The organism is Streptomyces sp. NPDC001508, from assembly GCF_040298665.1.
GTDB lineage: Bacteria > Actinomycetota > Actinomycetes > Streptomycetales > Streptomycetaceae > Streptomyces.
In genome coordinates this window covers 1-23583 of the sequence record NZ_JBEPAP010000051.1, presented here as the reverse complement: position 1 = coordinate 23583, position 23583 = coordinate 1, and the positions used below count along the sequence as shown (strand labels likewise).

The following is a 23583-nucleotide window of genomic DNA, read 5'->3' as shown; positions in this document are numbered from 1 at the left end:
TCTCGCAGTCTTTTCGTGGACTTGCCGTGGCCCTTACAGGCCCATGTCCTTGGCGATGATCGTCTTCATGATTTCGCTGGTGCCGCCGTAGATGCGATTGACGCGGTTGTCCGCGTACAGGCGGGCGATCGGGTACTCGTTCATATAGCCGTAGCCGCCGTGCAGCTGGAGGCAGCGGTCGATGACGCGGTGCGCGACCTCGGTGCAGAACAGCTTGGCGCTGGCGGCCTCGGCCGGGGTCAGCTCGCCCGCGTCCAGGGCCTCAAGGGCCCGGTCGGCGACCGCCTCGGCGGCGTCCACCTCGGCCTGGCAGGCGGCCAGTTCGAACTTGGTGTTCTGGAAGTGGGCGACCGGCTTGCCGAACACGGTGCGCTCCTGGACGTAACCCTTGGCGAACCGGACGGCGGCCTTGGCCTGCGCGTAGGCGCCGAAGGCGATGCCCCAGCGCTCGGAGGGCAGGTTGGCGCCCAGGTAGGAGAAGCCCTTGTTCTCCTCGCCGAGCAGGTCCTCGACGGGCACCTTGACGTCGACGAACGCCAGTTCCGCGGTGTCGGAGGTCTTCAGGCCCAGCTTGTCCAGCTTGCGGCCTGTCGAGTAACCCTCGGACTTGGTGTCGACGGCGAAGAGGGAGATGCCGAAGCGGCGGTCCTCGGCGCTGGGCGCGGCGGTGCGGGCGCAGACGATGACGCGGTCGGCGTGGACGCCGCCGGTGATGAAGGTCTTGGCCCCGTTGAGGACGTAGTGCGTGCCGTCCTCGGAGAGCTTGGCGGTGGTCTTCATGCCGGCGAGGTCGGAGCCGGTGCCGGGCTCGGTCATCGCGATGGCCCACATCTCCTCGGCGGAGACGAACTTCGGGAGGTAGCGCTTCTTCTGCTCTTCGGTGGCGAGCATCTTGATGTACGGCAGGGCGAGCAGCACATGCACGCCGGAGCCGCCGAAGTTCACGCCGGCGCGGGCCGTCTCCTCGTACTGGATCGCCTCGAACTTGTGCGTCTCCAGGCCGGCGCCGCCGAACTCCTCGGGGACGTTGATGCCGAAAAGGCCCAGCTCGGCGAGCTTGTAGTAGAACTCGCGCGGGGCCTGGCCGGCGGCGAACCACTCGTCGTACACCGGCACGACCTCGGCCTCGACGAAGGCGCGAAGGGTCTCCCGGAACGCCTCGTGATCCTCGTTGAACACCGTACGGCGCACGCCGCCACCTCCACATCCCTCGCCATGTCTAAGCGCTTGCTCAGACATCACCGTACCGGCGAGTACGGGGCCCCGTCCAGGGCACCTGGGGAGTAACCCGCATCACGCCCGGCCCCCGCTCCCGCGCACCAGCCCCGCGATCCGCCCCCGAGGACACCTGCACGGACACCACGCGCCGTCACGGGCAAACACGCCCCGAACGAGGCCCGCAGGGGGCCGGAGGCCACCGGCCCGACCCGGCGACCTCCGGCCCCGGGCGGATGCCGGCCACCGGGTCAGCGTCCAGACCGACGCCGACGACCAGGCCGCCACTCAGACCGTGCCGACCGCCATGTCACCACCGCCGAGCCGGTGGGACTGCGGGCATCGTCGGCTTCAGCGGGGCTCGGCCGGTCGTCGCGTGGCCGCGCCTGTGCCACAGACCCCGGTACGGCTGGGCCCCGCCAGGGACACCGCCCCGAAGGGGCGCGGGGAACTGCGCGCCCAGCCACAACGACGCCGCACCCGCCGGGCGACATCCCGAGGCACCCCCCTGACGCGCCCCCACCCCGGCCAAAGCCCCGCCAGGGCCACGTTCAGGCCGCCCCCGCCGCCGCGAACGCGCCGCGGGCCATGCGGTGCAGGAGGGCCGCGGTCGTCGCGCGGCCCGGCAGGGAGCCCGGGCGGCCCAGATGCGGGGTCGAGTTCAGCAGGCCGAAGACCGAGTGGACCGCGGAGCGCGCGGCCGGCTCGGCGAGCCCGGGATACGCGGCCCGCAGCACCTCCACCCACAGTTCCACGTACTGCCGCTGGAGCTGGCGCACCAGTTTGCGGTCGCTGTCCCGCAGGCGGTCCAGCTCACGGTCGTGCAAGGTGATCAGGGGACGGTCGTCGAGGGCGAAGTCGATGTGGCCCTCGATGAGGGAGTCGAGGACCGCCATGGGGCCGGCCGCGCCGTCGGCCTCCGCCAGGCGCCGCTTCGCCCCGGTCAGCAGCTGTCCGCTGATCCCGACCAGCAGCTCCGCGAGCATCGCGTCCTTGCCCGCGAAGTGCCGGTAGAGACCGGGACCGCTGATGCCGACAGCGGCCCCTATCTCGTCGACCCCGACGCCGTGGAAGCCGCGCTCGGCGAACAGCCGGGCGGCCTCCTTGAGGATCTGCTCGCGGCGCCCGGGGGCGCCGGTTCTGGTGACCATGGCAGCAATTCTAGACAGCGGGGTTAGCGCTCGTTAACCTGAGAGAAATGGTTAACGCTCATTAACAGTCGACCACTGGGTGAGGGGACCGCAGGATGCACGAGGCACCGGAGCTGACGAGCGCGGCTGACCCCGCGTCGGCGGCCTGGCGGGCCAACGAGGAGGCGCACCGCGCGCTCGCCGAGGAGCTGCGCGGCAAGCTGGCCGCGGCCCGGCTCGGCGGCGGCGAACGGGCCCGGGCCCGGCACACCGCCCGCGGCAAGCTGCTGCCGCGGGAGCGGGTGGACACCTTGCTGGACCCCGGGTCGCCGTTCCTGGAGCTGGCCCCGCTCGCGGCCGACGGGATGTACGACGGGCAGGCCCCGGCGGCCGGGGTGATCGCCGGGATCGGCCGGGTCGGCGGGCGGGACTGCGTGATCGTCGCCAACGACGCCACCGTCAAGGGCGGCACGTACTACCCGATGACGGTGAAGAAGCATCTGAGGGCCCAGGAGATCGCCCTGGAGAACCGGCTCCCCTGCCTCTACCTCGTCGACTCCGGCGGCGCCTTCCTGCCGATGCAGGACGAGGTGTTCCCGGACCGCGAGCACTTCGGCCGGATCTTCTACAACCAGGCCCGCATGTCGGGCGCCGGCATCCCGCAGATCGCCGCCGTCCTCGGGTCCTGCACCGCGGGCGGCGCCTACGTCCCCGCGATGAGCGACGAGGCCGTGATCGTCCGCAACCAGGGGACGATCTTCCTCGGCGGTCCCCCGCTGGTGAAGGCCGCCACCGGCGAGGTCGTCACCGCCGAGGAACTGGGCGGCGGCGAGGTCCACGCGCGCGTGTCCGGCGTCACCGACCACCTCGCGGAGAACGACGCGCACGCCCTGCGGATCGTCCGCGACATCGTCGCCACGCTTCCCGCCCGCGGCCCCCTGCCCTGGCAGGTGCGGCCGGCCGTCGAACCGAAGGTGGACCCGTACGGGCTCTACGGCGCGGTGCCCGTCGACCCGCGCACCCCCTACGACGTCCGCGAGATCATCGCGCGCGTGGTCGACGGCTCGCGGTTCGCCGAGTTCAAGGCGGAGTTCGGGCAGACCCTGGTCACCGGCTTCGCCCGCGTCCACGGCCACCCGGTCGGGATCGTCGCCAACAACGGCATCCTGTTCTCCGAGTCCGCCCAGAAGGGCGCCCACTTCATCGAGCTGTGCGACCAGCGCGGGATTCCGCTGGTGTTCCTGCAGAACATCTCCGGTTTCATGGTCGGCAAGGACTACGAGGCCGGTGGCATCGCCAAGCACGGCGCCAAGATGGTCACCGCCGTCGCCTGTACGCGCGTGCCGAAGCTGACCGTGGTCGTCGGCGGTTCCTACGGCGCCGGGAACTACTCCATGTGCGGCCGGGCCTACTCCCCGCGCTTCCTGTGGATGTGGCCGGGCGCCAAGATCTCCGTCATGGGCGGCGAGCAGGCCGCCTCGGTCCTCGCCACCGTCAAGCGGGACCAGCTGGAGGCGCGGGGCGAGTCCTGGCCCGCCGAGGAGGAGGAAGCCTTCAAGGCCCCGGTCCGCCGGCAGTACGAGCACCAGGGCAACGCCTACTACGCCACCGCCCGCCTCTGGGACGACGGCGTGATCGACCCGTTGGAGACCCGGCGGGTGCTGGGTCTGGCCCTGACCGCCTGCGCCAACGCCCCGCTGGGCGAGCCGCGGTTCGGCGTCTTCCGGATGTGAGGGGACCGAAGACGATGTTCGAGACAGTCCTGGTGGCCAACCGCGGCGAGATCGCGGTGCGCGTCACGCGCACGCTGCGCGCGCTGGGCGTGCGCTCGGTGGCGGTGTTCTCCGACGCGGACGCCGACGCGCGGCATGTGCGCGAGGCCGACGCGGCGGTGCGGCTCGGTCCGGCGCCGGCCGCCGAGAGCTATCTGTCGGTGGACCGGCTCCTGGAGGCCGCCGCCCGCACGGGCGCGCAGGCCGTCCACCCGGGGTACGGCTTCCTCGCCGAGAACGCGGACTTCGCGCGGGCCTGCGCGCGGGCGGGGCTGGTGTTCATCGGCCCGTCGGCCGACGCCATCGCCCTCATGGGGGACAAGATCCGCGCCAAGGAGACGGTGCGGGCGGCCGGGGTGCCGGTGGTCCCCGGCTCCAGCGGGAGCGGTCTGTCCGACGCCCAGCTGGCCGAGGCCGCCCGCCGGATCGGGATGCCGGTGCTGCTCAAGCCCTCGGCGGGCGGCGGCGGCAAGGGCATGCGGCTGGTGCGGCGGGCGAGCGCGCTCGCCGACGAGATCGCCGCCGCCCGGCGCGAGGCCCGCGCCTCCTTCGGTGATGACACGCTGCTGGTGGAGCGCTGGATCGAGCGGCCCCGGCACATCGAGATCCAGGTCCTGGCCGACGCGCACGGCAATGTGGTCCACCTCGGCGAGCGCGAGTGCTCGCTGCAACGCCGGCACCAGAAGGTGGTCGAGGAGGCACCGAGCGTGCTCCTCGACGAGGAGACCCGGGCGGCGATGGGGGCGGCGGCCGTGCAGGCGGCCCGCTCCTGCGGCTACCGGGGCGCGGGCACGGTGGAGTTCATCGTGCCGGGCGGCGATCCCGCGGCGTACTCCTTCATGGAGATGAACACCCGGCTCCAGGTGGAGCACCCGGTCACCGAGCTGGTCACCGGTCTTGACCTGGTGGAGTGGCAGCTGCGGGTCGCGGCGGGCGAACGGCTGCCGTTCGCACAGCGGGAGATCCGGCTGACCGGACACGCGGTCGAGGCCCGGATCTGCGCGGAGGACCCCGCGCGCGGGTTCCTGCCGTCGGGCGGCACGGTGCTGCGGCTGCGCGAGCCGCGGGGCGAGGGAGTGCGCACCGACTCGGGGCTCAGCGAGGGCACGGAGGTGGGCAGCCGGTACGACCCGATGCTGTCCAAGGTGATCGCGTACGGGCCGGACCGGGAGACGGCGCTGCGCCGGCTCCGCGCGGCCCTGGCGGAGACGGTCACGCTGGGTGTGCCGACCAACGCGGGCTTTCTGCGCCGGCTGCTGGCCCATCCGGCGGTGGCGGCGGGCGAGTTGGACACGGGTCTTGTGGAGCGGGCGGTGGCCGGACTGCTGCCCGACCGGGTGCCGGTGGAGGTCTACGCGGCGGCGGCGCTGCTGCGCCAGGCGGCGCTCGGCCCGGCCCCCGGAACGGGCTGGGTGGACCCGTTCTCCGCGGCGGACGGCTGGCGGCTGGGCGGCGAGCGGGCCTGGACGGTGCACCGTCTTCAGGTCCCGGGACACGAGCCCGTCGCCGTGCGGGTGCGCCGCACGCCGGACGGCGCGGCCGAGGTGCTGCCGGACGGGGCGCGGAGCCCGCTGACGGCGTCCGTGGGCCGCCTCCCGCGGGCGGAGACGGGCGAGGACCGGTTCTCCGTCCGGCTCGACGGTGTCGTCCACACCTTCGCCGCTGTGCCGGACGGCACCTGGCTGGGCCGCGACGGCGACGCCTGGCCGGTGCGGGACCACGATCCGGTGGCCGCCTCGCTCACCCGGGCCGGGCTCGCGGGCGCCGACTCGCTCACCGCGCCGATGCCCGGCACGGTCAGCGTCGTGAAGGTCGCCGTCGGCGACGAGGTGACCGCGGGCCAGAGCCTGCTGGTGGTGGAGGCGATGAAGATGGAGCACATCGTCTCGGCCCCGCACGCGGGCACGGTCACCGAACTGGACGTACGGCCCGGCAGCACGGTCGCGATGGACCAGGTGCTGGCCGTGGTCGCACCGCACGAGGAGGCGGAGGAATGACCGGACCGGGACTGCCGATGGTCGTACCCGCGCAGGATCTGCCGCAGCGGGTGCGGATCCATGAGGTCGGCCCGCGCGACGGGCTGCAGAACGAGAAGTCGGCCGTGCCGACCGGCATCAAGGCGGAGTTCATCCGCCGACTGGCCGACGCGGGCCTGACCACCGTCGAGGCGACGAGCTTCGTGCACCCGAAGTGGGTGCCCCAACTGGCCGACGCGGAGCAGTTGTTCCCGTTGCTGGGCGAGCTGCGCGGGGTCGCGCTGCCGGTGCTCGTGCCCAACCGGCGCGGCCTGGACCGGGCGCTGGCGCTCGGCGCCCGCCGGATCGCGGTGTTCGCGAGCGCCACCGAGTCCTTCGCGAAGGCCAACCTCAACCGCACGCTGGACGAGTCGCTCGCCGTGTTCGACCCGGTCGTCGGGCATGCGAAGCACGAGGGCCTGTGGGTGCGCGGCTATGTGTCCATGTGCTTCGGCGACCCGTGGGAGGGCGCGGTCCCCGTGCACCAGGTCGTACGGGTGTGCCGGACGCTGGTGGACATGGGCTGCGACGAGCTGAGCCTGGGGGACACGATCGGCGTCGCGACCCCGGGCCACGTCCTGGAACTCCTCGCCGCGCTCAACGAGGAAGGTGTGCCGACGAACGTGCTGAGCGTGCACTTCCACGACACCTACGGCCAGGCCCTCGCCAACACCTATGCGGCGCTGGAACACGGCGTCACGACGGTCGACGCCTCGGCGGGCGGCCTGGGCGGCTGCCCGTACGCCAAGTCCGCCACCGGGAACCTCGCCACCGAGGACCTGGTGTGGATGCTCCAGGGCCTCGGCATCGAGACCGGGGTCGACCTGGGCCGTCTCACCGCCACGAGCGTGTGGATGGCCGAACAGCTGGGCCGGCCGAGCCCGTCCCGCACCGTCCGCGCCCTCTCCCACAAGGACCAGTGATCAGCATGGACCACCGTCTCAGCCCCGAGCTGGAGGAACTCCGCCGTACGGTGGAGGAGTTCGCGCACGACGTGGTGGCGCCGAAGATCGGCGACTACTACGAGCGGCATGAGTTCCCGTACGAGATCGTCCGCGAGATGGGCCGTATGGGCCTGTTCGGGCTGCCGTTCCCGGAGGAGTACGGCGGCATGGGCGGCGACTATCTGGCGCTCGGTCTGGCCCTGGAGGAGCTGGCCCGGGTCGACTCGTCCGTGGCCATCACGCTGGAGGCCGGGGTGTCGCTGGGCGCGATGCCGGTCCATCTGTTCGGCACCGAGGCGCAGAAGCGCGCCTGGCTTCCGCGGCTGTGCGCGGGCGAGATCCTGGGCGCGTTCGGGCTCACGGAGCCGGACGGCGGCTCGGACGCGGGCGCGACGCGCACGACGGCCCGGCTCGACGCGGACACCGGGGAATGGGTGATCAACGGCTCGAAGTGCTTCATCACCAACTCGGGCACGGACATCACGGGTCTGGTGACGGTCACCGCGGTGACGGGCCGCAAACCGGACGGCGGGCCGCTGATCTCCGCGATCATCGTGCCGTCCGGCACGCCGGGCTTCACGGTCGCGGCCCCGTACTCCAAGGTCGGCTGGAACGCCTCGGACACCCGTGAGCTGTCGTTCGTGGACGTCCGGGTCCCGGCGGCCAATCTGCTCGGCGAGCGGGGCCGCGGCTATGCGCAGTTCCTGCGGATCCTCGACGAGGGCCGCATCGCCATCGCGGCGCTGGCGACGGGTCTCGCGCAGGGCTGTGTGGACGAGTCGGTGAAGTACGCCAGGCAGCGGCATGCCTTCGGGCGGCCGATCGGCGCCAACCAGGCCATCCAGTTCAAGATCGCCGACATGGAGATGAAGGCGCACACCGCCCGTCTCGCCTGGCGGGACGCGGCGTGCCGGCTGGTGGCGGGCGAGCCGTTCAAGAAGGAGGCGGCGCTGGCCAAGCTGTACTCGTCGACGATCGCCGTGGACAACGCCCGCGACGCCACCCAGATCCACGGCGGCTACGGCTTTATGAACGAGTATCCGGTGGCCCGGATGTGGCGCGACTCCAAGATCCTGGAGATCGGTGAGGGCACGAGTGAGGTGCAGCGGATGCTGATCGCGCGGGAGCTGGGCCTGGCGGGCTGACCGGGCGCCCGGGTGCCCCCGGCCGCACCCCGGTCGCGGGCCGGTGCGGGCCGGTGCGGGCCGGTGCGGGCCGGTGCGGGCCGGTGCGGGCCGGTGCGGGCCGGTGCGGGCCGGTGCGGCAGCGGGTACCCGCCAACCCCTTGGGGTGACGCTGAGGTTAGGCTAACCTAATCGCGACTTCGGTCCAGTGACCCCTAGCACGAAGGCAGAGCCCGCCCATGTCGAACGTCAGATCCGCCCTCTCCCGTCGTGGACTGCTCGCAGCCGGCGGCGCCCTCGGTCTCGGCGCCGTGCTCGCGGCCTGCGGCGACGACGAGGCGAAAAGCGGCGGCTCGGACAGTGGGGCGAGCGCCGCGTCCGGCCCCTGGACCTTCAAGGACGACCGCGGACAGACCGCCAAGGCCGACAAGACCCCGGCGACCGTCGTCGCGTTCGTCGGGGTGGCCGCCGCGCTGTACGACTACGGCATCGAGGTCAAGGGCGTGTTCGGTCCGACCACGACCAAGGACGGCAAGGCCGACGTCCAGGCCGGCGACATGGACGTCAGCAAGCTGACCGTCCTCGGCAACGAGTGGGGCCAGTTCAACATCGAGAAGTACGCGTCCCTCGCCCCGGACGTGCTCATCTCCACCATGTTCGACGACGCGGGCACCCTCTGGTACGTGCCGGACGAGTCGAAGAAGAAGATCGAGGCCGTCGGCGCCCCGAGCGTCGGCATCTCGGTCTACGACCGCCAGCTCACCGAGCCGTTGCAGCGCATGCTCGCGCTCGCCGAGTCCCTGGGCGCCGACACCACATCGAGCAAGGTCACCGGTGCCAAGAAGCGGTTCGAGGAGGCGGCCGGCCGGCTGCGCGCCGCCGCCAAGGCCAAGCCCGGCCTCAAGGTGCTGGCCGGCTCGGCGAGCCAGGACCTGTTCTATGTCTCCGGCACCAATCTCTCCATCGACCTGGAGTACTTCAAGGCCCTCGGCGTGAACTTCGTCGAGCCGCCGGAGAAGGCGAAGGCCCAGGGCGGGGGCTGGTACGAGTCGCTGAGCTGGGAGAACGTCGACAAGTACGCCGCGGACATCATCATGATGGACAACCGCACCTCGGCCATCCAGCCCGCCGACATCACCAAGGCCACCTGGCAGGAGCTCCCCGCGGTCAAGGCCGGCCAGGTCATCTCCCGCAACCCGGAGCCGATCCTGTCGTACGACAAGTGCGTCGCCCTGCTCGACAGCCTCGCCGAGGCCATCGAGAAGGCAAAGAAGGTCAGTTGATCCCCACCTGACTCTCAGGAGCACCCATGACGACGGCCCTGGCCGCCCCGTACCGCTTCTTCCCCCTCCAGGTCGTACGGACGAGGCGGCTGGGGCCGTCTCTCGTCCGGATCGGCTTCGCCGGTCCCGGCCTGCGCGACTTCCGGTCCCATGGGCACGACCAGTCCCTGTCGCTGTTTTTGCCGCGGCCCGGGCAGCGCGAGCCCGTGGTCCCGCTGGACCTCGGCGACGCCTGGTGGCAGGCCTGGCGTGAACTGCCGGACGACGTCCGGGCGGTGATGCGCTCGTACACGCTGCGCGCGCTGCGCCGCGACGCACTCGGCCACACCACCGAGATCGACATCGACTTCGTGCTGCACGGCGTCGAGCCGGGCGCGGACGCCCCCGCGGGCCCGGCCTCGCGCTGGGCCGCCACGGCGGTGGCCGGTGACCGCGTCCTGGTGCTCGGACCGGTGATCGCCGACAACCGCGCGATCCGTTTCCGCCCGCCCGAGGACACCGACCTGGTCGTGCTGTGGGGCGACGAGACCGCCGTGCCCGCCGCCACGGCCGTCCTGGAGTCCCTGCCGGCCGGGCTGCGCGTCCGCGCCTGGCTGGAGGTGCCGCACGCCGGCGACGTCCAGGACGTGCGGACCGAGGCGGAAGCGGACATCACCTGGCTGGTCCAGGACGAGGGCTCCCCCACCGCCGTGGACGCCCTGCGGGCCGCGCGGCTGCCCGCCGCACAGCGGCCCTATGTCTGGATCGCCGGCGAGTCCGGCCGGGTCAAGGAGCTGCGCCGGCACTTCGTCGGGGAGCGCGGGTTCGACCGCCGGCGGGTCACCTTCGTCGGCTACTGGCGCCGCGGCCTGAGCGAGGAGCAGCTTCGCGAGGCGGAGTAGCGGCGGAGCAACTGCCCTGAAGTGACGCCAGTCACGGGAGGGGTGAAGTTTCGAAAGAGTTTACTTAGGTTAGGCTCACCTAAGTTAATCTTGCGCGACTCCGTCTCTCTCCCCGTACCGCACGGACCGTCCCCCGGAGGACCCCCACATGCGCTCGCACCTGCTCAATGACCTCACCGCGGAGCACTACCGCCGCTCCGTGACCGAAGGAGTCGAGCGGGTGGCGGCCAGACTCGCCGCCACCGAGCGACCGTTCACCGGCGTCACGGTCGACGCCCTCGCCCCGCGCATCGAGCGGATCGACCTCGACCGGCCCCTGTCCGACACCACCGCGGTGCTCGACGAACTGGAGGAGATCTACCTCCGCGACGCGGTCTACTTCCACCACCCCCGCTATCTCGCCCACCTCAACTGCCCGGTGGCCATCCCGGCGGTGCTCGGCGAGGCCGTCCTGTCCGCCGTCAACTCCTCCCTGGACACCTGGGACCAGTCGGCCGGCGGCACCCTCATCGAACGCAGACTCATCGACTGGACGGCCGCCCGCATCGGCCTCGGCCCGGCCGCCGACGGCGTGTTCACCTCCGGCGGCACCCAGTCCAACCTCCAGGCGCTGCTGCTCGCCCGTGAGGAGTCCAAGCCGGCGCGCACAGGGTGGCAGGAGGGAGACTCGCTCGCCGGCCTGCGCGTCCTCGCCTCCGAGGTGAGCCACTTCAGCGTGCAGAAGTCGGCGAAGCTGCTCGGGCTGAGCCAGGACGCCGTCATCCCGGTCCCCGTCGACCAGGACAAGCGGATGCGGACCGTCGCCCTCGCCCACGAACTGGAGCGCTGCAAGCGGGACGGCCTGACCCCGATGGCCGTCGTCGCCACGGCCGGCACCACCGACTTCGGGTCCATCGACCCGCTGCCCGAGATCGCCGAGCTGTGCGCCCAGTACGGGGTGTGGCTGCACGTGGACGCGGCCTACGGCTGCGGGCTGCTCGCCTCCGTCAAACACCGGGACCGCATCGAGGGCATCGAACGCGCCGACTCGGTCACCGTCGACTACCACAAGTCCTTCTTCCAGCCGGTGAGTTCGTCCGCCGTGCTGGTCCGGGACGCCGCCACGCTGCGGCACGCCACCTACCACGCGGACTACCTCAACCCGCGGCGCACGACGGAGGATCGCGTCCCCAACCAGGTCGACAAGTCCCTGCAGACCACCCGCCGCTTCGACGCACTCAAGCTGTGGATGACCCTGCGCACCATGGGCGCCGACGGCATCGGCGAACTCTTCGACCAGGTCTGCGACCTGGCCCGTCAGGGCTGGCGGCTGCTGGCCGCCGACCCCCGCTTCGACGTGGTCGTCCAGCCCGCGCTCTCCACGCTCGTCTTCCGCTACATCCCGGCGGCCGTCACCGGCCCGGACCGGATCGACCGCGCCAACCTCTATGCCCGCAAGGCCCTGTTCGCCTCCGGTGACGCGGTGGTCGCGGGCACCAAGGTGGGCGGCCGCCACTACCTGAAGTTCACCCTGCTCAACCCCGAGACCACGACGGACGACATCGCCGCCGTCCTCGACCTGATCGCCGGCCACGCCGAGCAGTACCTGGGAGAGTCCCTTGACCGCGCGTCCTGAAAACCCCGCCAAGACCTACGACTTCGTGGGGATCGGCCTCGGCCCCTTCAATCTCGGCCTGGCCTGCCTCACCGAGCCGATCACCGAACTCGACGGCGTCTTCCTGGACGCCAAGCCCGACTTCGAGTGGCACGCCGGGATGTTCCTCGACGGCGCCCATCTGCAGACGCCGTTCATGTCGGACCTGGTCACCCTCGCCGACCCCACCTCCCCGTACTCCTTCCTCAACTACCTGAAGGAGAAGGGCAGGCTCTACTCGTTCTACATCCGCGAGAACTTCTACCCGCTACGGGTCGAGTACGACGACTACTGCCGCTGGGCCGCGAGCCGACTGAGCAGCCTCCGCTTCGGCACGACGGTCACCGAAGTGACCTACGACGACGGGCTGTACACGGTGCACACGCGGGCGGGCGAGACCTTCCGCGCCCGCCATCTGGTGCTCGGCACCGGCACCTCGCCGCACCTCCCGGACGCCTGCCGGGACCTGGGCGGCGACTTCCTGCACACCTCCCGCTATCTCCAGCACAAAGAGCGGTTGCAGGCCAAGGAGTCGATCACTTTGGTGGGCAGCGGGCAGTCCGCCGCCGAGATCTACCACGACCTGCTCGGCGAGATCGACGTACACGGCTACCGGCTGAACTGGGTCACCCGCTCACCGCGCTTCTTCCCGCTGGAGTACACCAAACTCACGCTGGAGATGACCTCCCCGGAGTACATCGACTACTACCACGCGCTGCCGCAGGCCACCCGCTACCGCCTCATGGCCCAGCAGAAGGGACTGTTCAAGGGCATCGACGGCGACCTGATCAACGACATCTTCGACCTGCTCTACCAGAAGAACCTCGGCGCAACCGTCCCCACCAGACTGCTCACCAACTCCTCCCTGGAGAAGGCGAGTTACCAGGACGGCGGCTACACCCTGACCTTCCGCCAGGAGGAACAGGGCAAGGACTTCGAGCTGCGCTCCGAAGGACTCGTCCTCGCCACCGGCTACCGGTACACCGAACCCGGGTTCCTGAAGCCCGTCCGCGACCGGCTGCGCTACGACACCCAGGGCAACTTCGACGTGGCCCGCAACTACGCGATCGACGTGACCGGCCGCGGCGTCTTCCTGCAGAACGGCGGCGTGCACACCCACAGCGTCACCAGCCCCGACCTGGGCATGGGCCCGTACCGCAACAGCTCCATCATCCGCGAGCTGCTCGGCACCGAGTACTACCCGGTCGAGAAGACGATCGCGTTCCAGGAGTTTGCCGTATGAACTTCACTTTCCGTCCGCTCGACCCGCTGGGGGACGCCGAACTGCTGCACGGCTGGGTCACCCACCCCAAGGCCGCGTTCTGGATGATGCAGGATGCGAAACTGGAGGACGTCGAGCGCGCCTACATGGAGATCGCGGCCGACGAGCACCACGAGGCCCTGCTGGGCCTGCTCGGCGGCGAGCCCGCCTTCCTCATGGAGCGCTACGACCCGGCCCACCGCGAACTGGCCGGACTGTACGAGCCCGAGCCCGGTGACGTCGGCATGCACTTCCTGGTGCCGGCCACGGACACCCCCGTGCACGGATTCACCCGGGCCGTCATCACCGCCGTGGTCGCGCACCTCTTCGAGGACCCGGCCACCGCCCGGATCGTGGTCGAGCCGGACGTACGCAACAAGGCCGTGCACGCCCTGAACGAAGCCGTCGGATTCGCGCCCGAACGGGAGATCCAGAAGCCGGAGAAGCGGGCCCTGCTGAGCTTCTGCACCCGGGAACGCTTCGAGCGGGCGGTGGCGGCATGAGCCTCGTCGACGCCGTGGCCCACCTCACCCCCGAACGCTGGGAGCGGGCCAACCGCCTGCTGGTCCGCAAGGCCCTCGCCGAGTTCGCACACGAACGGCTGATCACCCCCGAACCGGACGGCGACGGGTACGTCGTACACAGCGACGACGGGCTGACCCGCTACCGCTTCACCGCCGTGCGCCGCGCCCTCGACCACTGGCAGATCGACGCCGACTCCCTCACCCGGCACCGCGACGGCGGCCGACTCCCGCTCGACGCACTGGACTTCTGCACGGAACTGCGTCAGTCGCTGGGCCTGAGCGACGAGGTCCTGCCGGTGTACCTGGAGGAGATCTCCTCCACCCTGTCCGGCACCTGCTACAAGCTCACCAAGCCGCAGACGACCTCGGCACAGCTGGCGCGGGCCGGCTTCCAGGACATCGAGACCGGCATGACCGAGGGCCACCCCTGCTTCGTCGCCAACAACGGACGGCTCGGCTTCGGCATCCACGAGTACCTGTCGTACGCCCCGGAGACCGCGAGCCCGGTCCGGCTGGTCTGGCTCGCAGCGCACCGCTCCCGGGCCGCGTTCACGGCCGGTGCCGGCATCGAGTACGCGTCCTTCGTACGGCAGGAACTCGGCGAGGAGACCGTCGACCGGTTCGAACGGCAGCTGACCGACCGGGGTCTCGACCCCGCCGACTACCTCCTGATCCCCGTCCACCCCTGGCAGTGGTGGAACAAGCTCACCGTCACCTTCGCCGCCGAGGTGGCCCGCGGACACCTGGTCTGCCTCGGCGAGGGCGACGACGCCTACCTGGCCCAGCAGTCCATACGGACCTTCTTCAACACCTCCCACCCGCACAAGCACTATGTGAAGACGGCGCTGTCCGTCCTCAACATGGGCTTCATGCGCGGCCTGTCCGCCGCCTACATGGAAGCCACCCCGGCGATCAACGACTGGCTGGCCCAGCTGATCGACAACGACCCGGTGCTCAAGGCGACGGGCCTGTCGGTCATCCGCGAACGGGCGGCGGTCGGCTACCGGCACCTGGAGTACGAACACGCCACGGACCGCTACTCGCCGTACCGCAAGATGCTGGCCGCGCTGTGGCGGGAGAGCCCGGTGCCCGCCCTCCAGGACGGCGAGACCCTCGCCACCATGGCCTCGCTCCTGCACCTGGACCACGCGGGCGCGTCCTTCGCCGGGGCGCTCGTCGAACAGTCGGGGCTCACGCCCACGCGGTGGCTGCGCCGCTATCTGCGGGCCTACCTCACCCCGCTGCTGCACAGCTTCTACGCCTACGACCTGGTCTATATGCCCCACGGCGAGAACGTGATCCTCGTCCTGAAGGACGGCGTCGTGCAACGCGCGGTCTTCAAGGACATCGCCGAGGAGATCGCGGTCATGGACCCGGACGCGGCGCTGCCGCCCCAGGTGCGGCGCATCCGCGTCGACGTACCCGAGGAGCAGAGACTCCTGTCGATCTTCACGGACGTCTTCGACTGCTTCTTCCGTTTCCTCGCCGCGCATCTCGCCGCCGAAGGCGTCCTGGAGGAGGACGACTTCTGGCGTACGGTCGCCGAGGTCACCCGCGAGTACCAGGACTCTGCGCCCGAACTCGCCGACCGGTTCCGGCAGTACGACCTGTTCGCCCCCGAGTTCGCCCTGTCCTGCCTCAACCGGCTCCAACTGCGCGACAACCGGCAGATGCTGGACCTCACCGACCCCTCGGGCGCGCTCCAACTCGTGGGCACCCTGAAGAACCCCATCGCGGGGCTCTGACCGTCCGAAGACACCGGCCCCACGCCGGGAGCGCCGGGCGGGGCCGGGAAGTGCCGTTCCGGTTCACGGGGGTGTCAAGGGGGGCGCCCCGCCTTCTGGGCGCCCCCGCTCGGTCACTTGGCCTTGCGGGCCACCGTGAAGTGGTCCACCTGGTCGCCGGTCTCGGCGATGCCGCGTACCGTCAGCGTGGCGTGGCGGCCCTTGGCGGCCGGGGTGACGTCCACCCGCAGGAACGAGTAGTCGAGGTAGCGCACGCGCGACCAGGTGACCGTCTCGTTCTGCTTGCCGTCCTTGGTGTTGATGAAGGAGGCCACGGAGTCCACCTCGTTCTCGTGGCCCTCGTAGGACAGCGGGGCGCTGAACGCGTACAGGCTGCGCCCGGCCGCGCCCGCCGTCACATAGACGACGCCCTCGCTCTCGGGGTAGGCGGTGCCGCCGATCGGCAGCTTCTTGGTGACGGCACCCCCCTTGATGACGTCGGTGCGCTCGTACTGGTGGTTGTGGCCGTTGATGACCAGGTCCACGGTGTACTTCTCGAACAGCGGCACCCACTCCTTGCGCACCCCGCCCTCCGAGGCGTGCGCGGTGGAGGTGCAGTAGGCGCAGTGGTGGAAGAAGACGACGATGAAGTCGATGTCCTTGGCGGCCCGGAACGTGCGCAGCCGGCCCTCCAGCCACTTGGTCTGGGTGCCGCCTGAGATGCCGAGGTTGGCCGGGATCTCGAAGGAGACGTCGTTGGCGTCGAGGGAGATGACCGCGGTGTTGCCATAGACGAAGGAGTAGACGCCGGGCAGGTTCTTCTTGTCGGGGCCGTTGTCCGGCAGGTTCCAGCGGGCGTCCTCGCCGCCGTAGCCGTTGGGCGAGTACCAGGCCTCCATGTCGTGGTTGCCGTACGCGGGCATCCACGGCACGGACTTCGCGACCGACTCGGTCTGGGCGAGGAACTGGTCCCAGATGCGGGAGTCGAAGCCGGTGTCGGTGGACTTGCCCTGGCCGGCCGGGTCGCCGTAGGCGATGTCACCGGCGTGCAGATGGAAGGCCGGGTTCTGGCCGAGGATCAGGGCGTTGTTGGCCAGGCCGTGGTAGCTGACGCCCTCGTCGCCGAAGGCGGTGAAGGTGAACGGCGCCTTGTGCGCGGGGGCGGTGGTGAAGGTGCCGACGGTGCCGGCGAGGTGCGGCTGGGCCGGGTCGAAGCCCCGGTGGCCGACGCCGTAGTAGTAGGTGCTGCCCGGCCGCAGATGGGTGAGCTTGGCGTGCACGTAGTACTGCGTGTGATCGCCGCTGGCACCGACGCCGGCCGGGGTGTAGAGGGCGCGGACCTCGGCGTCGATCTTGCGGGAGAGGTCCCAGGGGTGGGCGCCGATCCGGATGAACGGCTTCTTGACGGCGACGGGGACCTGCCAGGACACGGTGATCTCGGTCCGCGGGTCGTTGCCGTAGGCGAGGTGGCGGCCGAAGGGGGCGACGTGGGCGCCGTCGACCGTCTCGGTGGCCGGTGCGGTCCGCTGGGCCGGCACGGCCGCCTGCGCGGTGGCCCCCGGTATGAAGGCGCCGCCCGCGACGGCGCCCAGCGTGACCGCGCCGCCCCTGATCATCGTGCGCCGCGAGAACTTGGCGCGCAGGTATTCATGCTGCTCGGCCATGCTCATGCGCGCGGCCAGCTGCTCGGGTACTCCCATGCGAGGAATGTCCATGGCGTCAGAAACTCGTCTCCCCGGGCAACCGCATACAGGACGCCGCATGGACAGCTCGCAAACAGCGTCCCATAAGAGTTTCAACAACCCCCTGCCCGATCTCGGGCAGAATTCTTGCGAAACCGTCCTCGATACCTCAGGATCATCGAGTGCACGACGAACTTGTTGATCACCTGACGCGATCCACGACGCTCAACCGCGGCGAGGCGCTGCGGGTGGTCCAGGACGTGCTCGCCTATTTCGACGAGACGACCGAGGACTATGTCCGTCGCCGCCACCGCGAACTCCAGGCCCAGGGCCTGGTGAACGCGACGATCTTCGAACGGATCGAGGCGGACCTGAAGTACCGAGCGGTGACACCGCCCGAGCTGACGCTCAGGCAGTTGCGGCGCATCGTCTACGGCTGAGAACCGACGGCCGGCCGACCGACCGGCCATAGACAGAGGGATATCTGCTACATGTGCGGAATTGTCGGATACATCGGGAAGCGTGACGTCGCGCCGCTGCTCCTGGAGGGCCTGCAGCGCCTGGAGTACCGCGGCTACGACTCCGCGGGCATCGTCGTCACCGCCCCGAAGGCGCCCGCCCTGAAGATGGTCAAGGCCAAGGGCCGGGTACGTGACCTGGAGGCCAAGGTCCCGGCGCGCTTCAAGGGCACCACCGGCATCGCCCACACCCGCTGGGCCACGCACGGCGCCCCGTCCGATGTGAACGCCCACCCTCATCTGTCGGCCGACAACACGGTCGCCGTCGTACACAACGGCATCATCGACAACGCCGCCGACCTGCGCCGCAAGCTGGAGGCGGACGGCGTCGAGTTCCTCTCCGAGACCGACACCGAGGTGCTCACCCATCTGATCGCCCGTTCGGGGGCCGAGAAGCTGGAGGACAAGGTCCGCGAGACGCTGCGCGCCATCGAGGGCACCTATGGCATCGCGGTCCTGCACGCCGACTTCCCCGACCGCATCGTGGTGGCCCGCAACGGCTCCCCGGTCGTCCTCGGCATCGGCGAGAAGGAGATGTTCGTCGCCTCCGACGTCGCCGCGCTGGTCGCCCACACCCGCCAGATCGTGACCCTCGACGACGGCGAGATGGCCACCCTGAAGGCCGACGACTTCCGCACCTACACCACCGAGGGCACCCGCACCACCGCCGAGCCGACCACCGTGGAGTGGGAGGCCGAGTCGTACGACATGGGCGGCCACGACACCTATATGCACAAGGAGATCCACGAGCAGGCCGAGGCGGTCGACCGGGTGCTGCGCGGCCGCATCGACGACCGCTTCTCCACCGTGCACCTCGGCGGGCTGAACCTGGACGCCCGCGAGGCCCGCCAGATCCGCCGGGTGAAGATCCTCGGCTGCGGCACCTCGTACCACGCGGGCATGATCGGCGCCCAGATGATCGAGGAGCTGGCCCGCATCCCCGCCGACGCCGAGCCCGCCTCCGAGTTCCGCTACCGCAACGCCGTCGTCGACCCCGACACCCTGTATGTCGCGGTCTCCCAGTCCGGCGAGACCTACGACGTGCTGGCGGCCGTCCAGGAGCTGAAGCGCAAGGGCGCCCGGGTGCTCGGCATCGTCAACGTCGTCGGCTCGGCGATCGCCCGCGAGGCGGACGGCGGCATGTATGTGCACGCCGGCCCCGAGGTGTGCGTGGTGTCCACCAAGTGCTTCACCAACACCACGGTCGCCTTCGCCCTGCTCGCCCTGCACCTGGGCCGCACCCGCGACCTCTCCGTGCGTGACGGCAAGCGGATCATCGAGGGCCTGCGCAGGCTGCCCGGGCAGATCACCGAGATCCTCAAGCAGGAGGAGGAGATCAAGGAACTGGCCGAGCGGTACGCCGAGGCCCGCTCCATGCTCTTCATCGGCCGCGTCCGTGGCTACCCGGTGGCCCGCGAGGCCTCCCTGAAGCTCAAGGAGGTCTCCTACATCCACGCCGAGGCCTACCCCGCCTCGGAGCTGAAGCACGGCCCGCTCGCCCTGATCGAGCCCGCCCTGCCGACGGTCGCGATCGTGCCGGACGACGATCTGCTGGAGAAGAACCGGGCCGCCCTCGAGGAGATCAAGGCCCGCAACGGCCAGATCCTCGCGGTGGCCCACCAGGAGCAGGAGAAGGCCGACCGGACGATCGTCGTGCCGAAGAACGAGGACGAGCTGGACCCGATCCTGATGGGCATCCCGCTGCAGTTGCTCGCCTACCACACGGCGAAGGCCCTGGGCCGCGACATCGACAAGCCGAGGAACCTGGCGAAGTCGGTGACGGTGGAGTAAGAGGCGGAGCAAGTACGGCCCGTACGCCCGTAGGCCCGTACGCCGGCGCAGGCACGGCGACGCGGCGGACCCCCACGTGTGCCGCCCTTGACGTGGGGGTCCCTTCGGTGCCGCTGCCTTCAGCCGGCGGCCGTCACCCCCCGGCCGGAAGCGGCACGGCGGGGAAGTGCCGTGGGCCAGTGGGCGAAGGCCGCGGTCGCCGCGTACCAGGCCGCCGCGCCCGCCGCGACGGCGAACCAGCCGCCGGCCTTCGCGAGGCCGCCGTTGGCGGTGAACTGGGCGACGGCGAGCAGCACCAGGGAGACGAAGAACAGTCCGTAGGTGCCCTGGGTGAGCGGATCGCGGCCCGCGAGGGCGAGCGTGAGCGTCACGAGCGCGAACAGCAACAGGAAGAGTCCGGCGGCGTTGTCCGACACCTGGGTGCCCGCCGAGACGGCCCAGGTGAACCAGAGGGCACCGAGCGCCGAGAAGGCCGTACCGGTGGCGGTGTCCCGGTCGCGGAACGCCAGCAGTCCGGCGACGAAGAGCGCGACACCGCCCATGTAGTGGGCCAGTGACACGGCATCGGAGGCCGTCACGTCGTCGATCACGTCGGTGTACCCGAGCCCGAAGGCCAGCAGGGTGACACCGAGGGCGAGTCGGCCGACGACCGTGGTGGTGCTTCCCGCAGAGACGTCGTTGTCCACGGCGGGCTCCCTTCATGCATGTGCAGTTGTACGGTGACCGATATATGCCCTTCACAAGGGCACAAACACCTCTACGCATCGGTAGGTTCGGCCACCGCGCGACAGCGGCACCACATCGCGCGGGACGGGTACAACGGGGAGTCGACGCAGGCCATCGACAGGCAATCGACGGCACGACCACAGGAAGCCGACGCTACGAGTGCGGAGTTGACGGCGGGACACGCGAATCGGCGGTGCGCCGTGCGGAGTTGACGGCATCACGCGGGAGCCGGCCACGCAGCACGCGGAGTTGACGGCATCACGCGGAAGTCGGCCGCGAGACATGGCGCGTTGACGGGGTGACGCGGGAGCCGGCGGGCTGGTGTGCGGTGAATGCGGGGCGTCGACGGGCGTGGGGCGGCTACGGGATGACCACCACGGGACGCTGCGCCCGCTTGGCGAGCCGGCCGGCCACCGAGCCGAAGATCCGGCCCACGATGCCGTGCGTGGAGCCGACGACGATCGCGTCGGCCTCGTACTCCCGCCCCACCTCTTCGAGTTCGTGGCAGATGTCGCCACCGCGCTCGACCAGGATCCAGGGCACCTCGGCCAGATAGTCCGCACAGGCCAGTTCGAGCCCCAGGACCTCGGTGCGGTGATCGGGCACGTCGACGAAGACCGGTGGCTCGCAGCCCGCCCACACCGTGGTGGGCAGCCGGTTGGCGACATGGACGATGATCAGACCCGATTGGGAGCGGTGGGCCATGCCGATCGCATAGGCGAGGGCGCGCTCACTGGAGGTGGAGCCGTCGAAGCCGACGACGACGCCGTGCTTGAAGGCGGGGTCGCAGGAGGGACGTGACTCTTCCGCCGCCAGGGGCTCGGCCGCCGTGGGGTCGGCGACGGGCCGCTTGCGGTCCGCGGGTTCGAAGAATTCGTGACCGGCCATGGGTGTCTCGGCGTTGTGATCCTCGTGGGTGGGACGACAGTGTGCGGCGGAGCTGTGTCCGGGAAACATCTTCCCAACCCCATACCCCCAAGGGTACGGCGGCACGCCTCCTTAGCCCAGATCCCGCGTGGGCTCCGCGGGGTTCCAGGGAGCATGCACGAGGGTGTGCCCGTAACGCAATGCTTGGTGCGCTGTACAGGCGGTTCGTACGGGATTCCGTTACGTGACCGATGCAGGCCGGGCCCACAGTGACCGACCGTGCGGCCACGCGTTGATCAGCATGAGCCACGCCACAGGGAGCAGGCATGTCCGGACCCCTCACCCGTTCCGGGGCACACCGCGCGACCCCGTCGACCGCGTCCTCCGGATCCGCGCCGGGCCCCCGGCCCGGCCGCCCGCCCCGCACGGGGCCGTACTACACCCCCTCCACCCCAACTGCCCCACCAGCACCGCAGGAACGGGCGACACCACCCCCGCCACGCACGCCGTCCGCGCCGTCCGCGTTCGCGCCGTCCGCCGCCGACACGGCGAGCGATGTCGTCCGGTGGGCGGCCTTCAGCTGCTTCCTGGTCCCGGTGGTACTCCTCTGGTACGGCACCTCGCTGGCCGGCGCCGCCGGTACCGCCTTCGGCCTCGCCGCCGTGACCGCCGCCTGCCGTGTTCTGCTGCGCCGTTCCGAACGTTGCGCCGCGCAGAGAGGCGGACATCACACCCGGGGCGGTACACCGGTCAGCTGACCGGTTTCCGCGCACGCGCCCGCTGCTTTTCAGCCAACTTCCGGATACCGTCCAGGCCGCGCGTGTAGCACCCCCCAACCCCCGTTCCACCTGCACGGAAAGGGTCCAGGAGGCCCTGCGCACCCTACGCGGATTGGCCACCGCGACGAGGCGCACTTCCCTGCACGGCCCACGAGTGCAACGCTTCGTGATCGAATGCTTTACGCCAAGTTGTCATGTCGACAATGTGCCGCATGTGGAACTGGTCACCGCGGCACCGCGGGACACAGTAGATTCGATCTTGACTGTCTTACGGCGGGGGACTCGTGCAGGACCGAGGGGAAACGTGCAGGAGCGACACAACCGAGGAGCCGCGACCACCGAGGGGGGCTTAGCAGGATGAGCCACGACTCCACTGCCGCGCCGGAGGCCGCGGTCCGGAAACTCTCCGGGCGACGCCGCAAGGAGATCGTCGCGGTGCTGCTGTTCAGCGGCGGCCCCATCTTCGAGAGTTCCATACCGCTTTCGGTGTTCGGAATCGACCGCCAGGACGCCGGAGTGCCACGCTACCGGCTGCTGGTGGCCGCCGGTGAGGAAGGCCCGCTGCGGACCACAGGGGGCCTCGAACTCACCGCGCCACACGGCCTGGAAGCGATCTCACGCGCGGGCACGGTCGTCGTGCCGGCCTGGCGATCGATCACCTCGCCTCCACCCGAGGAGGCACTCGACGCGCTGCGCCGGGCGCACGAGGAGGGCGCCCGCATCGTGGGCCTGTGCACCGGGGCGTTCGTCCTGGCTGCGGCGGGCCTGCTGGACGGCCGGCCGGCCACCACCCACTGGATGTACGCGCCGACGCTGGCCAAGCGCTATCCGTCGGTGCACGTCGATCCCAGGGAGCTGTTCGTCGACGACGGCGACGTGCTGACGTCGGCCGGGACGGCGGCCGGAATCGACCTGTGCCTGCACATCGTGCGGACGGACCACGGCAACGAGGCGGCCGGCGCGCTCGCCCGGCGCCTGGTGGTCCCGCCGCGCCGCAGCGGCGGTCAGGAGCGCTACCTCGATCGGTCTTTACCAGAGGAGATCGGCGCCGACCCACTCGCCGAGGTCGTCGCCTGGGCGCTGGAACACCTCCACGAGCAGTTCGACGTGGAGACGCTGGCCGCGCGCGCGTACATGAGCCGCCGTACGTTCGACCGGCGCTTCCGCTCGCTGACCGGGAGCGCGCCGCTGCAGTGGCTGATCACCCAGCGGGTGCTGCAGGCCCAGCGTCTCCTGGAGACGTCGGACTACTCGGTGGACGAGGTCGCGGGCCGCTGCGGCTTCCGCTCCCCGGTGGCGCTGCGCGGGCACTTCCGCCGCCAGTTGGGCTCGTCCCCCGCCGCCTACCGCGCCGCCTACCGGGCGCGCAGGCCGCAGGGCGACCGGCCGGGCGACGGGGAGCCCTCGGCGCCACAGCCGGGGGCCCAGGGCCCGGCGGCGACCGGACTCGCCGGGTCGGTCGGACCGGTGCCCGCCCTGCTGCACCCGGAGAGTTCCGTGCCGATGCAGTCGCGGCGCACCGCCGCGATGAGCCTGCCGGGACCGCGCACGAGCGCGTGAGGCGATGACGGGCCGGACATGACGGGTCGGGGTGGGGGGGGGGGGGGCGGGCCCCCCCCCCCCCCGGGGGGGGCCCCCCCCCCGCGGGCGCGCGCCGGCCCCCCCCCCGCCCCCCCACCCCCAAACCCGCCCGCCGGGAGGGGATAGAAAAAAG

General features: G+C 70.8%; 19 protein-coding genes. 14 read left to right on the top strand and 5 right to left on the bottom strand.

Going from position 1 to position 23583, the window contains the following annotated elements:
* Positions 1–33 precede the first annotated feature (33 nt).
* Both ABT245_RS33475 and ABT245_RS33470 read right to left on the bottom strand, forming a co-directional pair.
* Positions 34–1191, bottom strand: coding sequence for an acyl-CoA dehydrogenase family protein (locus ABT245_RS33475; protein ID WP_351741071.1), 1158 nt, complete (start codon positions 1189–1191; stop codon positions 34–36).
* A gap of 575 nt (positions 1192–1766) precedes the next feature.
* On the bottom strand, positions 1767–2366 hold the full coding sequence (locus tag ABT245_RS33470; RefSeq protein ID WP_351741068.1) for an SACE_7040 family transcriptional regulator: 600 nt from the start codon (positions 2364–2366) through the stop codon (positions 1767–1769).
* Between the two features lie 95 nt (positions 2367–2461).
* Between ABT245_RS33470 and ABT245_RS33465 the strand changes: the two genes are divergently transcribed.
* The 10 genes from ABT245_RS33465 to ABT245_RS33420 all read left to right on the top strand — a co-directional run bounded on the left by ABT245_RS33465 (position 2462) and on the right by ABT245_RS33420 (position 15527).
* On the top strand, positions 2462–4078 hold the full coding sequence (locus tag ABT245_RS33465; protein WP_351741065.1) for a carboxyl transferase domain-containing protein: 1617 nt from the start codon (positions 2462–2464) through the stop codon (positions 4076–4078).
* A gap of 14 nt (positions 4079–4092) precedes the next feature.
* Positions 4093–6114 carry an ATP-binding protein gene (locus tag ABT245_RS33460; protein WP_351741063.1) on the top strand — a complete coding sequence of 674 codons (2022 nt, stop codon included), beginning with the start codon at positions 4093–4095 and terminating at the stop codon, positions 6112–6114.
* Positions 6111–7055, top strand: a complete 945-nt coding sequence (locus tag ABT245_RS33455; RefSeq protein ID WP_351741061.1) for a hydroxymethylglutaryl-CoA lyase — start codon at positions 6111–6113, stop codon at positions 7053–7055. Before ABT245_RS33460 ends, ABT245_RS33455 begins: the two co-directional genes overlap by 4 nt.
* A 5-nt stretch (positions 7056–7060) precedes the next feature.
* Positions 7061–8221, top strand: coding sequence for an acyl-CoA dehydrogenase family protein (locus ABT245_RS33450; RefSeq protein ID WP_351741059.1), 1161 nt, complete (start codon positions 7061–7063; stop codon positions 8219–8221).
* A gap of 218 nt (positions 8222–8439) precedes the next feature.
* Positions 8440–9483 carry an ABC transporter substrate-binding protein gene (locus ABT245_RS33445; RefSeq protein ID WP_351741056.1) on the top strand — a complete coding sequence of 348 codons (1044 nt, stop codon included), beginning with the start codon at positions 8440–8442 and terminating at the stop codon, positions 9481–9483.
* 26 nt (positions 9484–9509) lie between these two features.
* Positions 9510–10364: a siderophore-interacting protein gene (locus ABT245_RS33440; protein ID WP_351741053.1), complete on the top strand. Its 855-nt coding sequence runs from the start codon at positions 9510–9512 to the stop codon at positions 10362–10364.
* Between the two features lie 148 nt (positions 10365–10512).
* Complete coding sequence (gene desA / locus ABT245_RS33435; protein WP_351741051.1) at positions 10513–11979, top strand: lysine decarboxylase DesA; 1467 nt, start codon at positions 10513–10515, stop codon at positions 11977–11979.
* The gene (locus tag ABT245_RS33430; protein ID WP_351741048.1) at positions 11963–13240 is read left to right on the top strand and encodes a lysine N(6)-hydroxylase/L-ornithine N(5)-oxygenase family protein; all 1278 of its coding nucleotides are present in this window, start codon (positions 11963–11965) and stop codon (positions 13238–13240) included. The genes desA and ABT245_RS33430 overlap by 17 nt, the downstream gene beginning before the upstream one ends.
* The gene (locus ABT245_RS33425) at positions 13237–13761 is read left to right on the top strand and encodes a GNAT family N-acetyltransferase (RefSeq protein ID WP_351741045.1); all 525 of its coding nucleotides are present in this window, start codon (positions 13237–13239) and stop codon (positions 13759–13761) included. The genes ABT245_RS33430 and ABT245_RS33425 overlap by 4 nt, the downstream gene beginning before the upstream one ends.
* Positions 13758–15527 (top strand): IucA/IucC family protein, encoded by a 1770-nt coding sequence (locus tag ABT245_RS33420; RefSeq protein ID WP_351741043.1) that lies wholly within the window; start codon positions 13758–13760, stop codon positions 15525–15527. Before ABT245_RS33425 ends, ABT245_RS33420 begins: the two co-directional genes overlap by 4 nt.
* A gap of 113 nt (positions 15528–15640) precedes the next feature.
* Here ABT245_RS33420 and ABT245_RS33415 read toward each other — a convergent pair whose 3' ends face one another.
* Complete coding sequence (locus ABT245_RS33415; RefSeq protein WP_351741041.1) at positions 15641–17206, bottom strand: purple acid phosphatase family protein; 1566 nt, start codon at positions 17204–17206, stop codon at positions 15641–15643.
* 164 nt (positions 17207–17370) lie between these two features.
* Between ABT245_RS33415 and ABT245_RS33410 the strand changes: the two genes are divergently transcribed.
* Both ABT245_RS33410 and glmS read left to right on the top strand, forming a co-directional pair.
* Complete coding sequence (locus ABT245_RS33410; RefSeq protein WP_351741038.1) at positions 17371–17628, top strand: hypothetical protein; 258 nt, start codon at positions 17371–17373, stop codon at positions 17626–17628.
* A gap of 51 nt (positions 17629–17679) precedes the next feature.
* Positions 17680–19497, top strand: coding sequence for a glutamine--fructose-6-phosphate transaminase (isomerizing) (gene glmS / locus ABT245_RS33405; RefSeq protein ID WP_351741036.1), 1818 nt, complete (start codon positions 17680–17682; stop codon positions 19495–19497).
* Between the two features lie 119 nt (positions 19498–19616).
* Here glmS and ABT245_RS33400 read toward each other — a convergent pair whose 3' ends face one another.
* Together ABT245_RS33400 and ABT245_RS33395 are read right to left on the bottom strand one after the other, a co-directional pair.
* A complete protein-coding gene (locus ABT245_RS33400) occupies positions 19617–20183 on the bottom strand; it encodes a GPR1/FUN34/YaaH family transporter (protein WP_351741033.1) in 567 nt (188 codons plus the stop codon).
* 400 nt (positions 20184–20583) lie between these two features.
* Entirely contained in the window at positions 20584–21111 is a 528-nt protein-coding gene (locus tag ABT245_RS33395) for a universal stress protein (RefSeq protein WP_351741030.1), read from the bottom strand.
* Between the two features lie 305 nt (positions 21112–21416).
* Here ABT245_RS33395 and ABT245_RS33390 point away from each other — a divergent pair, with 305 nt between their 5' ends.
* Together ABT245_RS33390 and ABT245_RS33385 are read left to right on the top strand one after the other, a co-directional pair.
* The gene (locus ABT245_RS33390) at positions 21417–21848 is read left to right on the top strand and encodes a hypothetical protein (RefSeq protein WP_351741027.1); all 432 of its coding nucleotides are present in this window, start codon (positions 21417–21419) and stop codon (positions 21846–21848) included.
* A gap of 378 nt (positions 21849–22226) precedes the next feature.
* A complete protein-coding gene (locus ABT245_RS33385) occupies positions 22227–23429 on the top strand; it encodes a helix-turn-helix domain-containing protein (protein WP_351741024.1) in 1203 nt (400 codons plus the stop codon).
* Positions 23430–23583 lie beyond the last annotated feature (154 nt).

Bases quoted from the DNA above. Each gene is read 5' to 3' on its own strand.
- ABT245_RS33415 (WP_351741041.1), bottom strand. From the start codon at position 17,206: ATGGGAGTACCCGAGCAGCTGGCCGCGCGCATGAGCATGGCCGAGCAG.
- ABT245_RS33440 (WP_351741053.1), top strand. From the start codon at position 9,510: ATGACGACGGCCCTGGCCGCCCCGTACCGCTTCTTCCCCCTCCAGGTC.
- glmS (WP_351741036.1), top strand. From the start codon at position 17,680: ATGTGCGGAATTGTCGGATACATCGGGAAGCGTGACGTCGCGCCGCTG.
- ABT245_RS33390 (WP_351741027.1), top strand. From the start codon at position 21,417: ATGTCCGGACCCCTCACCCGTTCCGGGGCACACCGCGCGACCCCGTCG.
- desA (WP_351741051.1), top strand. From the start codon at position 10,513: ATGCGCTCGCACCTGCTCAATGACCTCACCGCGGAGCACTACCGCCGC.
- ABT245_RS33445 (WP_351741056.1), top strand. From the start codon at position 8,440: ATGTCGAACGTCAGATCCGCCCTCTCCCGTCGTGGACTGCTCGCAGCC.
- ABT245_RS33460 (WP_351741063.1), top strand. From the start codon at position 4,093: ATGTTCGAGACAGTCCTGGTGGCCAACCGCGGCGAGATCGCGGTGCGC.
- ABT245_RS33465 (WP_351741065.1), top strand. From the start codon at position 2,462: ATGCACGAGGCACCGGAGCTGACGAGCGCGGCTGACCCCGCGTCGGCG.
- ABT245_RS33425 (WP_351741045.1), top strand. From the start codon at position 13,237: ATGAACTTCACTTTCCGTCCGCTCGACCCGCTGGGGGACGCCGAACTG.
- ABT245_RS33470 (WP_351741068.1), bottom strand. From the start codon at position 2,366: ATGGTCACCAGAACCGGCGCCCCCGGGCGCCGCGAGCAGATCCTCAAG.
- ABT245_RS33395 (WP_351741030.1), bottom strand. From the start codon at position 21,111: ATGGCCGGTCACGAATTCTTCGAACCCGCGGACCGCAAGCGGCCCGTC.
- ABT245_RS33450 (WP_351741059.1), top strand. From the start codon at position 7,061: ATGGACCACCGTCTCAGCCCCGAGCTGGAGGAACTCCGCCGTACGGTG.
- ABT245_RS33385 (WP_351741024.1), top strand. From the start codon at position 22,227: ATGAGCCACGACTCCACTGCCGCGCCGGAGGCCGCGGTCCGGAAACTC.
- ABT245_RS33455 (WP_351741061.1), top strand. From the start codon at position 6,111: ATGACCGGACCGGGACTGCCGATGGTCGTACCCGCGCAGGATCTGCCG.
- ABT245_RS33420 (WP_351741043.1), top strand. From the start codon at position 13,758: ATGAGCCTCGTCGACGCCGTGGCCCACCTCACCCCCGAACGCTGGGAG.